This window comes from Salinimicrobium gaetbulicola (assembly GCF_042676025.1).
Lineage (GTDB): Bacteria > Bacteroidota > Bacteroidia > Flavobacteriales > Flavobacteriaceae > Salinimicrobium > Salinimicrobium gaetbulicola.
On sequence record NZ_JBHTJP010000032.1, the window covers coordinates 1,096,230 to 1,110,142 of the forward strand.

Genomic DNA, 13,913 nt, shown 5'->3' on the forward strand with positions numbered 1-13,913 from the left:
CAAAATTTAATAACATGAGTCATAACATAAAACCCGGTGTTGCCACCGGAAAAGAAGTTCAAGAAATATTCCAATACGCAAAAGAAAATAAATTCGCCCTTCCGGCTGTAAACGTAATAGGATCAAGCACAATTAATGCGGTTTTAGAAACCGCTGCAGAGCTGAATGCACCTGTAATAATACAGTTTTCAAACGGAGGCGCTCAGTTCAATGCAGGTAAAGGCCTTTCTAACGAAGGGGAACGCGCTGCTATTGCAGGAGCCGTTGCTGGTGCCAAACATGTGCACGAATTGGCAGAATTATACGGTGTACCCGTAATTATGCATACAGATCATTGTGCTAAAAAATTATTGCCATGGATCGATGGCCTTTTGGATGCCAGTGAAAAGCATTTTGAACAATTCGGGAAACCACTTTACAGTTCTCACATGATAGATCTTTCAGAAGAATCTCTGGAGGAAAACATGGAAATCTGCAAGAAATATCTTGAGAGAATGTCAAAAATGGGAATGACTTTGGAGATCGAATTAGGGATAACCGGTGGTGAAGAAGATGGTGTAGACAACTCTGATGTTGATGTTTCAAAACTTTACACCCAACCAGAAGAAGTGGCCTATGCCTATGAAGAGTTAAGCAAAGTAAGTGATCAATTTACAATTGCAGCTGCTTTTGGTAACGTACATGGTGTTTATAAGCCAGGAAATGTAAAATTGACTCCTAAGATCCTTAAAAATTCTCAAGAATATATTACAGAGAAATACAAGGTTGAAGAAAATCATATTGATTTTGTTTTCCACGGCGGAAGTGGATCTACTCTTGAAGAAATTAGAGAAGCGATTGGATATGGAGTTATCAAAATGAATATTGATACAGACCTTCAATTTGCATATACTGAAGGGATCAGAGATTACATGGGAGAAAAATCTGACTACTTAAAATCTCAGATCGGTAACCCGGAAGGACCTGAATCTCCAAACAAAAAATATTATGACCCAAGAAAATGGGTTCGTGAAGGAGAGCTTACTTTTAAAGCCCGCTTAAAAAAGGCTTTTGAAGATCTAAATAATGTGAATACACTTTAATCTAGAACAATTTATTTCAGACTAATCTGAAGTATTAAATCCAACATTCAATGGCTTGGTTTAGAAGAACGCAAAAAGGAATACAAACAGCTACCGAAGACAAAAAAGATGTACCAAAAGGTTTATGGTATAAGTCACCAACCGGTAAGATCGTTGATGCAGAGCAACTGGAGAAGAATTTCTACGTGAGTCCTGAGGACGGTTACCACGTTAGAATTGGAAGTAATGAGTATTTCAAGATTCTTTTTGATGATAATAAATTTACCGAACTGGATAAAAATCTCACTTCAAAGGATCCCTTGAATTTTGAGGACACCAAAAAGTATACAGATCGTTTAGCTTCGGCCCAGGATAAAACAGGACTAAAAGATGCTGTTCGTACTGCGGTTGGAAAATCAAAAGGTAAAGAGATTGTTATCGCCTGTATGGATTTCAAATTTATTGGAGGTTCTATGGGTGCAGTTGTTGGAGAGAAGATCTCAAGAGCTGCAGACTACGCTTTGAAGCACAAGCTTCCGTTAATGGTTATTTCAAAATCCGGAGGAGCAAGAATGATGGAAGCTGCCTATTCTCTTATGCAATTGGCAAAAACTTCCGCGAAATTAGCTCAGCTGGCCGATGCTAAGATCCCGTATATTTCATTATGTACAGATCCAACCACTGGAGGAACCACGGCTTCTTTCGCCATGCTTGGAGATATTAATATCGCAGAGCCGGGTGCATTGATCGGGTTCGCAGGACCAAGAGTCGTGAAAGACACTACCGGAAAAGATCTTCCGGAAGACTTCCAAACGGCAGAATTCCTTAAAGAACATGGATTTTTGGATTTTATCACCAAACGATCAGAGCTAAAGAATAAAGTAAACCAGTATATTGATCTAATTCTAAATCAGCCGATAAGAGCTTAATTGGGCACTTACTCCTGATCCTAAGAATCTTAGAAAAATTAAAATTCATTAGAATAGGTAATATAACAGAAAGTAGTATATTTGCCGCCTGACAGAAGAGCTGTCATATACATAAAAATCATTAAAATTAATATTGGAATGTATTTAACTAAAGAAGCAAAACAGGATCTGTTTGCAAAACACGGTAAAGGAAAGAATGACACTGGATCTGCTGAAGGGCAAATCGCATTGTTCACTCACCGAATTGAGCACTTGACACAACATCTTAAGAACAATCGTAAAGATTATAACACTGAGAGGTCACTTGTAAAATTAGTAGGTAAAAGAAGAAGCCTGCTGGATTATTTAATGAAGAAGGATATCTTGAGATATCGTGCAATCGTTAAGGAATTAGGATTAAGAAAATAATATTAAGGGGCTTCGCGCCCCTTTTTTTTATCTGTTTATTTCTTCTAAAAAATTGAGTACTAGTAAATTTTAATGGTTTTTTCTCCTTTCCTTAGAAAATTCTATGTAATTTTTTATCCTGAAAATTTTTTCAGGAAACTAAAACTCAGAATTATTACCTGGCTTTTTTGATCTAGGTCAAAAAACAAAAGGCAGTTTTTCATTGGTCTTACAACAACCCACAACAACAACACAACACGTTCCGTCGAAAAGACGGGAGACCATTGTTTAACAAAGCCTGCTTAGGCAGGAGTAGAACTAAAATTTATTTATGATTCCAAAGACATTTAAAGAGGTTATCGAACTGGAAGGTGGCAGAACCATTTCCATCGAAACCGGAAAATTGGCAAAACAGGCCCATGGGTCGGTTGTTGTTCAAATGGGGAATGCCATGATGCTATGTACCGTAGTCTCATCGTACACTCCAAGCACAATGGATTTCTTTCCATTAACTGTAGATTACCGCGAAAAATTTGCTGCAGCAGGACGTTACCCTGGAGGTTTTTTCAAGCGTGAAGCACGACCAAGTAACGAAGAAATTTTGGTGATGAGATTGGTGGATCGTGTACTGCGCCCACTTTTCCCGGCAGATTACAGATTCGAAACTCAGGTGATGATCCAACTTATGTCGCATGACGAAGAGGTGATGCCTGATGCTCTGGCAGGACTAGCCGCATCTGCAGCTATCCAATTAAGTGACATCCCATTCGAGGCTCCAATCTCTGAAGCCCGTGTAGCAAGGATCAATGGAGAATTTGTTATCAACCCAAGCCGTTCTCAATTGGAGCAGGCAGACATCGACATTATGGTTGGTGCTTCTGAAGATTCTGTGATGATGGTAGAAGGTGAAATGGATGAATGCTCTGAGGAAGAAATGGCTGAAGCGATCAAGTTCGCACATGAAGCTATCAAAGACCAGTGTAAAGCACAGGTTCGTTTAGCTGAAGCCTTCGGTAAAAAAGAAACTCGTGAATATGAAGTTTCAAAGACCGATGAAAGCATTAAAGAAAAAATTCACCAGGCTGCTTATCAAAAGATCTATGATATCGCAAAGCAAGCTCTTGGGAAACACGAGAGAAGTGCTGGTTTCGGTGAAGTTAAAGAAGAAGTAAAAGCCCTATTTTCAGAAGAAGAATTGGAAGAAAATGGTGGTTTGATCTCAAAATATTTTAAGGAAGTTCACAAAACAGCTGTTAGAGATCTTACCTTAAAAGAAGGAATCCGTCTTGACGGTAGAAAAACAAACGAAATTCGCCCAATCTGGTGTGAGGTAGATTACCTGCCATCAACACATGGTTCAGCGATCTTCACAAGAGGAGAAACTCAAGCATTAGCGACGGTAACACTGGGAACTTCAAGAGAAGCCAACCAGGTTGACCTCCCTACTTACCAGGGTGAGGAAACCTTCTATTTACATTACAACTTCCCTCCTTTCTCAACGGGAGAAGCTTACCCAATTCGCGGTACTTCCCGTCGTGAAATAGGACACGGAAACCTGGCGCAAAGAGCCCTTAAAGGAATGGTGCCAGACGATTCACCATATACCATTCGTGTTGTTTCTGAAGTATTGGAATCTAACGGATCTTCTTCTATGGCAACTGTTTGCGCGGGAACCATGGCATTAATGGACGCAGGTGTTCAACTTACTAAGCCAGTTTCAGGAATCGCAATGGGATTGATCTCTCAGGGAGATGATTTCGCTGTACTTTCTGATATTTTAGGAGATGAAGATGCATTAGGAGACATGGACTTTAAAGTTACAGGTACTGCTGATGGTATTACTGCCTGTCAAATGGATATCAAGATCAAAGGACTTTCATATGAGATCCTTGTAAAAGCCTTGAAACAAGCCAGAGACGGTAGACTTCACATTCTTGATAAGATCACTGAGACTATCGACAAACCTGCTTCTGATGTTAAACCACACGCCCCTAAGATGGTGAAAGTGGAAATTCCAGGTGAATTCATTGGTGCTGTAATTGGACCTGGTGGAAAAGTTATTCAGGAAATGCAAAAAGAAACCGGTTGTACTATTGTGATCGAAGAGGTTGACGAAATGGGTGTGATCGAGATCCTTGGGGTTGACCAGAACGCTATCGACGAAGTTAAGAAAAGGATTAAAGCCATTACTTTCAAACCTGAAGTAGGTAGCGTATACGAAGTAAAAGTGGTAAAGGTCCTTGATTTTGGAGCCGTAGTAGAATATATGGAAGCCAAAGGAAATGAGGTTCTTCTTCACATTTCTGAACTTGCCTGGGAAAGAACAGACAACGTTACAGACATCGTGAACGTTGGTGATGTGATCGATGTGAAATACTTCGGAATTGATCCAAAAACAAGAAAACCAAAAGTTTCCAGAAAGGCATTATTGAAAAAGCCTGAAGGCTTTACTTCAAGACCACCTAGAGATAATCGTGAAGGCGGAAACCGCGACAACCGCGGAAACCGTGACGATAGATCTAGAGGAAACAGAGACAATAGAGATAGTAGAGATAAAAAGGAATAAACCCTGAATCTTTCAATTTAAAATTAACGCCCTGATTTTCAGGGCGTTTTTTTATATAAGGCATGCTATTTGCATTTCTAATTGTGATAAGAAAGACCTAAAAGAAGTATGAAAAAGAGGGCGAAGGAAAAAAATTTTTTCTTATCTTTATTTCTTGTAACATTTTCTTCCCTCTCTACGTATAACTATTACAAGAGTTATTTACAATTAATCCAAGGAGACGATAGATGAGACAACTTAAGATTACGAAGCAGGTAACAAACCGTGAAACTGCTTCGCTGGATAAGTATTTGCAAGAAATTGGTAAAGTTGACCTGATTACTGCCGATGAAGAGGTAGAATTGGCACAGCGAATTAAAGCGGGTGATGACCGTGCTCTGGAGAAACTTACAAAAGCGAACCTTCGTTTTGTGGTCTCTGTGGCAAAACAATATCAAAACCAGGGATTGACCCTTCCCGACCTTATCAATGAAGGAAATTTAGGATTAATTAAAGCAGCTAAAAGATTTGATGAAACCCGTGGTTTCAAATTCATATCCTACGCAGTTTGGTGGATTCGCCAGTCTATTCTTCAGGCATTGGCAGAACAATCACGTATTGTACGTTTACCTTTAAACAAGATCGGATCGATCAACAAGATCAATAAGACCTTTGCTTTTTTAGAGCAATCCCATGAACGCCCGCCAAGTGCTGAAGAGATCGCTAAGGAACTGGACATGACCATTAACGATGTTAAGGAGTCTATGAAGAACTCCGGTCGTCACGTATCCATGGATGCTCCTTTAGTAGAGGGTGAAGATTCAAACCTATACGATGTACTTCGTTCAGGAGAATCACCAAACCCTGACAGGGAATTACTGCACGAGTCTTTGCGCACAGAGATTGAAAGAGCTTTAGAAACTCTTACTCCGCGTGAAGCTGATGTGATCCGTTTATATTTCGGACTTGGAGACCAGCATCCAATGACATTAGAAGAAATTGGCGAGACTTTTGATCTTACCAGAGAACGAGTTAGACAAATTAAAGAAAAAGCTATCAGAAGGCTAAAACACACCTCCCGAAGCAAGATCTTAAAAACATACTTAGGATAATCTCCTATTGAAGATGACAACAGTTTTAAATGAACTGTTCGTTTTTTGATTGATTGATGAGAACCCCGGCTGATTACCGGGGTTCATTTTTTTACCCTTTTTCAGGATAGAAAATCCTGATCTTTATCCCACCCGGGATTTGCATAATTCTTGCTATTTTTGGACAAACAATCACGACACAACTCTAATGACTAAAACTTTAATTGCCCCCTCTGTTCTTGCTGCCGATTTCGGAAATCTCCAGCGAGATATTGAAATGATCAATAACAGTGAAGCTGACTGGTTCCACATTGATATTATGGACGGTGTCTTTGTTCCGAATATCTCTTATGGAATGCCAGTTCTCGCAACAATTGCAAAACATGCAAAAAAGACCCTAGATGTACATTTGATGATCGTTGACCCTGATCGTTACATCAAAACTTTTGCAGATCTAGGATCGAATATCCTAACAGTGCATTACGAAGCCTGTACCCATTTACATCGAACGCTTCAGGCCATCAAGGCTGAAGGTATGAAAGCAGGGGTGGCGATAAATCCGCACACAAGTGTGGAATTACTGGCCGATGTGATCAATGATATAGACCTGGTGCTGGTAATGAGCGTGAATCCTGGTTTTGGAGGACAAAGTTTTATAGAAAATACTTACAAAAAAGTACGCCGCCTGAAGGAGATCATTGAGGAAAATGACGCTTCTACCATGATAGAAGTAGATGGCGGGGTGACTGATAAAAATGCCGCCCAATTAGTAGAAGCTGGTGCAGATGCTTTAGTGGCCGGTAGTTTTGTGTTCAAATCTGAAGATCCTGAAAAGACAATCCAAGAACTAAAATCCTTAGCAAATCAATAATCCTGAAGAAATATATGATGTTTTAATTGTTGGCGGGGGTCCTATTGGTCTCGCCTGCGGACTCGAAGCTAAGAAAAAAGGTCTTTCTTACGTGATCATCGAAAAAGGCTGTTTGGTGAACTCGTTGTACAACTACCCCACCAACATGACCTTCTTCTCTACTTCGGAAAAACTTGAAATTGATGACATTCCCTTTATTAGCAATAAACCGAAACCGGGAAAACAGGAGGCGCTGGAGTATTACCGAAGGATAGCCACCTCAAACCACCTCAATATTCACCTTTTTGAAAAGGTTGAAAATGTTGACTCTTCCAAAGAAGAGTCTCATGAAATCACCACCAACAAAAGAAAATACACTGCCAAAAATGTCATTATAGCCACCGGCTTTTATGATATTCCAAATTATATAGATGTTCCGGGCGAAACCCTTCCCAAAGTCGCACATTATTACGGAGACCCACATTTTTATGCTACTCAAAAGACTATCGTGGCAGGAGCAAGCAATTCTGCAGTAGACGCCGCTCTTGAGATCTATCGCAAAGGTGGTGATGTAACCATGATCGTTCGTGGGCCGGCCATTGGGGAAAGAGTGAAATATTGGGTAAAGCCTGATATTGACAACCGGATCGACGAAGGCAGCATTAAAGCGGTTTTTAATGCTGAAATTAAAGAGATCAGGGAGAATGATGTGATTATCACCTCAAAAGAAGGAGAGCAGGTTATTGAAAATGATTTTGTGCTCTTATTAACCGGTTATCGCCCCAATTTTGAGTTTCTGAAAAGTATTGGTATCACAACATCTGATGACGGCAGAAGAATTCCGAATTACAATCCCGAAACCATGGAAACCAATGTTCCTGGAATTTACCTTGCAGGAGTAATTTGCGGAGGAGTTGAAACTCATAAATGGTTCATTGAAAATTCACGGGTTCACGCCAAACAAATTGTAGAGGATATTATTTCAAAAAACTAGTTTAAAAAGCCCTTTTTGAAAGACTTTTTAAGTTTTAATCGATCATAGAAAGCTGCACTCTTTTCCTTGATTCATCTACTTCAAGTACGGTCACCTGCACATGTTGATGTAACTTGACAACCGAATTTACGTCACTTATAAACTCATTGGCAAGCTTGGAGATATGAACCAATCCACTTTCCTTTATTCCTATATCGACAAAGCAACCAAAATTCGTAATGTTATTTACAATTCCGGGTAGTTTCATTCCAGATCTGAGATCGGCAATGGTTTTTACATTGGGGTCAAATTCAAATACCTTAGCTGATTTTCGCGGATCGACTCCGGGTTTTTCCAATTCTGAAATGATATCCTTCAAAGTAAATATTCCGGTTTGTTCAGAAATGTAATTTTCAGGGTCAATTCTATTTAAAAGATCCTTATTTCCTATAAGCTCTTTTACCTTCACTCCCAGATCCCGAGCCATCTTCTCTACCACTTTATAACTTTCAGGATGTACAGAAGAATTATCTAAGGGATTTTTCGGATCTGATATTCGTAGAAAACCGGCTGCCTGTTCAAAAGCCTTGGCTCCTAACCTGGGTACTTTTAAAAGTTCATCTCTAGATCCAATACCTCCGGCCTCACTTCTATAAGCTATGATATTTTCGGCCAGGGAAGGACCAACTCCCGAAACATAACTAAGCAAGGCCCCACTGGCAGTATTTACATTCACCCCAATCTTATTCACGCAACTTTCAACAACACGATCCAGTTCTTTTTTCATTTTCACCTGGTCCACATCATGCTGATATTGCCCAACCCCAATAGATTTAGGATCGATCTTAACCAGCTCGGCTAAAGGATCGGCCAGCCGTCTTCCAATAGAAACCGCACCTCTCACAGTCACATCAAAATTCGGAAATTCAGCACGGGCGATCTTAGAAGCCGAATAAACAGAGGCTCCCGCTTCATTCACCACAAAAACCTGAACATCCCTGTCAAAAGGGATCTTTTTCACAAAGAATTCTGTTTCCCTGGAAGCTGTTCCGTTTCCTATAGCAATAGCCTCAATATTATAAGCATTGACAAGCGATTTAATTTTCTTTGACGCTATGGCTTGCTCCCTTTGTGGCGGATGAGGATAAATCGTCTCATTATGTTTAAGATCCCCGTGATCGTCAAGACAAACCACCTTGCAGCCCGACTTAAATCCGGGATCGATCGCCAGGATGCGTTTACCTCCTAAGGGTGGCGCCATTAGTAGTTGCCTCAGGTTTTCAGCGAACACCCTAATTGCCTCTTCATCTGCTTTCTCTTTGGCTTCTGAAAGTGCTTCGTTGGAAAGAGCCGGAAGAAGTAATCTTTTCAAGGAATCTTCAATCGCCTCCTGAACGAACGGTGTGCATGAATTCTGTTGATCCTTCAAAATTATCCCGCTAGTCAGGTCGAAAGCTTTCTCCTTATCAACATCTACCTTTAATCGTACAAATCCTTCCTTATGGGCTCGCATAATAGCCATAAGGCGATGGGATGCAATATTCCTTATACCTTCATCCCAATCAAAATAGCTCTTATATTTTTGAGCCTCGTCAACCTCAGATTTCTTTTTAATGACTTTGGAGGTAATAATTCCTTTTAACTGAAATAATCTTCTCAGTTTACTTCTAACAAGCTGATGCTCATTGATCCATTCTGCGGCGATATCTTTAGCTCCTGAAATCGCTTCTTCAACAGAAGTGACCTTACTTCCAACATACCTCTCAGCTACTTTGGAAATATTTGGAGAATTCTGAGCCATTAAGATCCTGGCAAGAGGCTCAAGTCCCAGCTCTTTTGCCACATCGGCCCTGGTTTTTCGGGTTTTCTTATAAGGAAGGTAAAGGTCTTCAAGCCTGGAAAGTTCCATGGCCTCTTTGATCTTTTGTTCCAGTTCTGGAGTTAACGCTCCTTCTTCCTCAATTAATTTTAAAATGGACTTTCTACGTTTTTCCAGCTCGTCAAACTCATCTTTTAACCGGGATATTTTTTCGATCTGTAACTCATCTAAATTCCCGGTCATTTCTTTTCGGTAACGGGCAATGAAAGGAATAGTCCCACCCTCATCGATCAATTTTAGCGTATTCGAAACACTCTTATTGGGAAGTCCTGTCCTGGAAAGTATAAATGCTGTTAAATCCATAATTAATTTCAAGAAATTGAAGAACCAAAGATAAGGTTATCAAGCTACCTGATAAATTTGTCAGAAATTATTTCAAATAAAAAAAGCCTTCAAAACTTTAATTCTGAAGGCCTCTTCCTATAACAAAATGGTTTACTAAACTTAATTTCACACAAGAACCACTTCGTCAATTCTTTTATGAGATCCTGTCGCGGCAAGCAACTTTCCATAAAACTTTAAGTCCTGATCTGTCGTCTTTAAAGTTTTATTTAACCGGGTAACAGCCTCTTCAAGACTAAACTTATGAACTGTAATATTAGGGTAACTGTTCAATTCTTCCTGATCTTCCACTCCTACTTCAATTGTGTTGGTTTTCTTGTCATAACACACGAAAGTAGCTTGAAAATTATGTTTAATTAATTGTTCCAGAGCAAGAGGAAGTTCATCACATTCTTTACACTCTTTAATTTGATATGGCAACATCCTATGCAGCTCATGTTGGATTTGGTTACGGCTTTGGTAAGAGATCATAGCATTCTTTTTTGAAGTTTTTATTAAATGTAACTTACTTCACTAAACCCCAAAAACTATTTAATTGATGTTTAACTTTTAGGGTATCAAAGCATTAAGCTCTTGTTAATTTTCTAAAGAAAAATCCCACAAATGTGGTCTACAAAATGCATTTTTTTCTGACCAAGGGAAGAATTTCGTCTCTACTATACTTTTTTGAAAGTAAAAGCTTACATCTCAGAAATCCATTCTTTCCTACGCCGTTTTATATTCATTATATTCCGGAAAATTGGTATTATACTTGCCCTTTTAATTTAAAAGAAAGATATGGCGGCTCTGCACGATAAAATTTTCAAATCAGACTTCACCACTTCCTTTAAAGGGGAAGAAAGCGGAGATCGAACCCCACGACAAACGCCGGGTGTACTGTACAGTCTTGCCGCTCCCACCCCGGTAAGCTCACCTCAATTAATAGGTTGGTCCTCAGAAATGGCCTCAGAAATGGACCTGTCCTATCCTGATCGGCACGACCTGGAAATACTGGCAGGCAATAAAGTTACCCCTATCATGAAACCATATGCCGCCTGTTATGCAGGTCATCAATTTGGACAGTGGGCTGGCCAACTGGGAGATGGGAGAGCAATTACCCTTGGGGAATTAGATTCGAAAAAAGGCATATTAGAAGTTCAATTGAAAGGAGCCGGCCCCACAGTCTATTCACGCCGGGCAGATGGAAGAGCCGTGCTTCGTTCTTCGGTACGTGAGTATCTCATGAGTGAAGCCATGTATCACCTCAATGTTCCAACCACACGAGCATTAAGCCTTGTAACCACCGGTGAGAAAGTTCTTCGAGATATGTTTTATGATGGCAACCCCGCCTATGAACCGGGAGCAATAGTTACCCGGATAGCACCCTCTTTTTTGCGGTTTGGGAATTTTGAGATTTTGGCCGCGCAAAAAGACAGGAGTCAAATGCAGGAACTCATTGACTGGTCCATTCAAAGGTTTTCTCCTCATATTGAAGGGGAGAATAAAGTTCTGGACTGGTTTAAAGAAATTGTCACAAAAACTGCCCATTTGATGGTAGAATGGCATCGGGTAGGATTCGTTCACGGGGTAATGAACACAGATAATATGTCAATATTAGGACTCACTATTGATTACGGACCCTTTTCGTTTTTGGATAATTATGATCCCGAATTTACACCAAACACTACAGATCTACCCGGAAGAAGATATGCCTTCGGGAATCAGGCCTCTGTAGCCTACTGGAACCTGGGAAGACTGGCTAATGCCATTTCAATCCTATTACCGGATACCGAAGAACTTGAAGAAGCCCTCGGCTCTTATGAGGATGAGTTCTGGAATTCATATTTCTCTATGATGGGTAAAAAACTGGGACTGGATACCGTAAATAAAGAGGACAAAGAATTAATTACCCGATTTGAAAAGACCTTGACTTCCGTGCAACCAGACATGACCTTGTTCTACAGGTCACTGATCTCTGTTCCAGATCTTGCTGATACAGATCCGGTAAGCCATTTCGAAGCATGCTTTTACAACAAGCTCGATCCTTCCGAAGAAAAGGAATTCAGAGATCTCATAAGGGATTATCTTACCCGCATGCGGAAAAATTCCATTCCCGGAAATATTTCCGAGGAGATAATGAAGAGAAATAATCCGAGAATAATTTTAAGAAACTACCTTTTACATGAGGCAGCAGAAAAACTGGAAAAAGGAGATGACAGTTTATTTTTAAGCTTACAGGAAGCCTTGAAAGTCCCCTACTCTGACAAAGGCTTTGAGGAACTTACCGGAAAAAGACCGGCATGGGCTGAAAAGAAGGCCGGATGCTCCATGTTATCCTGCAGTTCTTAATTAACCTCTTTTTTTTTGCTTTTCTTTTGCTCATTCAGGTGCTCAGGAATGAAACCAGATTCATGATGAAGGATCTGGCGTGGCAATACCCCGTATTTCTCCTTGAAGATCTTTGAGAAATAGCTGCGGCTGTTCAACCCGACTTCCTGCACGATCTCCCCAATTTGAATGTCCCCTCTCGAAAGTAAAGACAATGCTTTTGACAACCTCACATCTCGAATGTACTCATTCACCGTTTGTCCAAACACCGATTGAAAAATTGCCTGGAGCTTATTCACATTTACCCCTACACGTAGGGCGAGTTCAGGTATGGTTTCCAGGTTCGCCAGGTTATTATTAATATATTCGGTTACCTTCTCAACTGCTTTGTATTCCCTTCCGGTCACATTTATAAGGCCTTTTCCGGTCACTTCTTTTCGGTATCTGGAAAGCATATAAGAGAGTATTTCGAGAGATTTTGCCCCCATAAAATTAATTCGGGGAAAACCGGTCTCTTTACAATTATAGATCTCGTGAATAATATCAGAAACCTTTAAGCTGAACATTCCGGTATGATATTTACCCTGCAAGGCATTGACATCACCAAAAAGTGAGTAAAAGACAGGTTCAATCTCGGTTAGTTCAAAGGGTAAGTATTTTTTAAATTTTGCCCGGTCGATTTCCAGACAGCAAAGTGAGACCGTATTTTCCTTTGGGAATTTAAGCGTATGGGAATCTCCTTTTTTAGGGGCTATAAAAAAATGTTCATGATTAGTGATCTTTATCTCTTCAGGAATCTCCTCGTTCAGGTTAAAAACATCACCCTGAATACAGTGCACCAACCTGATAGGATTAAAAACCAGGTTTTTGTGAACGATCTCTGTCTCTTCGTGGAAATAACACCTATAAGTATATAAGCCCAAACCATTAGGGAAATTGACACCCGTAATTTTCCCCTTCCCCAAGTCTGAAGGAATTAGAACAGTGTATTCAGTGAGGTCTGCCTTGAAACCAATCTTAAAAAGAGAAGCAAGCTTTGGAATGGTATCATTGACATCCTGAATTTCAATTAAAAATCTCGACATAGCCATCTGCAATATGAAACACCAAAGCAATCAAAAATTTCTAAAAGGAGGACATTTTTAATTTTCGAACATTTGAAATTATACTAAGATACCCAAAGAATCTCGGAATAATGTTAACATTATGTTGAATAGAGCGCTTTGCAAGGCTCTTAACATGTTGTTAAGCATTACTTTTCTTTATTTATCTGTACTAAAAATTTATTCTCCTTTAAGTGCAGGATTAAACAGATGAATATCTGAATTTTAGAAAGAGATATTTTAGGAAAACATTAAATTTTATTAAATTGGAGGAAATAGTTTTTTTGATAATATTAAGAAAATTCACCCCTAAAATCTTAAGTTATGAGCACCTACAAAAAACATTTTTGTCGAAAAAGAACTTTCAAAAACAAGAAATCTGATTGGAGGGAGAATCTTTTCGTGATTCTTTTCTTTCTGTTCCTCGTTTCACTAAGCTTCCTTAC

The 13,913-nt window shown here is 39.7% G+C and carries 11 protein-coding genes; 8 read left to right on the plus strand and 3 right to left on the minus strand.

Features of this window, described 5'->3' with window-relative positions; genetic code table 11:
• The first annotated feature begins 14 nt into the window (after positions 1–14).
• The 7 genes from fbaA (at position 15) to ACFQ1G_RS06485 (ending at position 7,857) form a co-directional block, all read left to right on the plus strand.
• Complete coding sequence (gene fbaA, locus ACFQ1G_RS06455; RefSeq protein WP_380737739.1) at positions 15–1,082, plus strand: class II fructose-bisphosphate aldolase; 1,068 nt, start codon at positions 15–17, stop codon at positions 1,080–1,082.
• 50 nt (positions 1,083–1,132) lie between these two features.
• Entirely contained in the window at positions 1,133–1,990 is an 858-nt protein-coding gene (accD, locus tag ACFQ1G_RS06460; protein ID WP_380737741.1) for an acetyl-CoA carboxylase, carboxyltransferase subunit beta, read from the plus strand.
• Between the two features lie 138 nt (positions 1,991–2,128).
• The gene (gene rpsO / locus ACFQ1G_RS06465; RefSeq protein WP_380737743.1) at positions 2,129–2,398 is read left to right on the plus strand and encodes a 30S ribosomal protein S15; all 270 of its coding nucleotides are present in this window, start codon (positions 2,129–2,131) and stop codon (positions 2,396–2,398) included.
• Between the two features lie 310 nt (positions 2,399–2,708).
• Positions 2,709–4,943 carry a polyribonucleotide nucleotidyltransferase gene (locus tag ACFQ1G_RS06470; protein WP_380737745.1) on the plus strand — a complete coding sequence of 745 codons (2,235 nt, stop codon included), beginning with the start codon at positions 2,709–2,711 and terminating at the stop codon, positions 4,941–4,943.
• A 227-nt stretch (positions 4,944–5,170) separates the two neighbouring features.
• Positions 5,171–6,034 carry a sigma-70 family RNA polymerase sigma factor gene (locus ACFQ1G_RS06475; protein ID WP_029035204.1) on the plus strand — a complete coding sequence of 288 codons (864 nt, stop codon included), beginning with the start codon at positions 5,171–5,173 and terminating at the stop codon, positions 6,032–6,034.
• A 187-nt stretch (positions 6,035–6,221) separates the two neighbouring features.
• Complete coding sequence (gene rpe / locus ACFQ1G_RS06480) at positions 6,222–6,884, plus strand: ribulose-phosphate 3-epimerase (RefSeq protein WP_380737747.1); 663 nt, start codon at positions 6,222–6,224, stop codon at positions 6,882–6,884.
• Positions 6,877–7,857: a YpdA family putative bacillithiol disulfide reductase gene (locus tag ACFQ1G_RS06485; RefSeq protein WP_380738474.1), complete on the plus strand. Its 981-nt coding sequence runs from the start codon at positions 6,877–6,879 to the stop codon at positions 7,855–7,857. Before rpe ends, ACFQ1G_RS06485 begins: the two co-directional genes overlap by 8 nt.
• A gap of 34 nt (positions 7,858–7,891) precedes the next feature.
• Here ACFQ1G_RS06485 and ACFQ1G_RS06490 read toward each other — a convergent pair whose 3' ends face one another.
• Both ACFQ1G_RS06490 and ACFQ1G_RS06495 read right to left on the minus strand, forming a co-directional pair.
• On the minus strand, positions 7,892–10,018 hold the full coding sequence (locus ACFQ1G_RS06490; protein WP_380737750.1) for a Tex family protein: 2,127 nt from the start codon (positions 10,016–10,018) through the stop codon (positions 7,892–7,894).
• A 147-nt stretch (positions 10,019–10,165) separates the two neighbouring features.
• Positions 10,166–10,528 (minus strand): hypothetical protein, encoded by a 363-nt coding sequence (locus ACFQ1G_RS06495; protein ID WP_380737752.1) that lies wholly within the window; start codon positions 10,526–10,528, stop codon positions 10,166–10,168.
• A gap of 306 nt (positions 10,529–10,834) precedes the next feature.
• On the opposite strand from ACFQ1G_RS06495, the gene ACFQ1G_RS06500 reads away from it, so the two are divergent.
• Complete coding sequence (locus ACFQ1G_RS06500) at positions 10,835–12,385, plus strand: protein adenylyltransferase SelO (protein WP_380737754.1); 1,551 nt, start codon at positions 10,835–10,837, stop codon at positions 12,383–12,385.
• Here ACFQ1G_RS06500 and ACFQ1G_RS06505 read toward each other — a convergent pair.
• Positions 12,382–13,449, minus strand: a complete 1,068-nt coding sequence (locus tag ACFQ1G_RS06505) for a helix-turn-helix transcriptional regulator (protein WP_380737756.1) — start codon at positions 13,447–13,449, stop codon at positions 12,382–12,384. The genes ACFQ1G_RS06500 and ACFQ1G_RS06505 overlap by 4 nt on opposite strands.
• Positions 13,450–13,913: the final 464 nt, after the last annotated feature.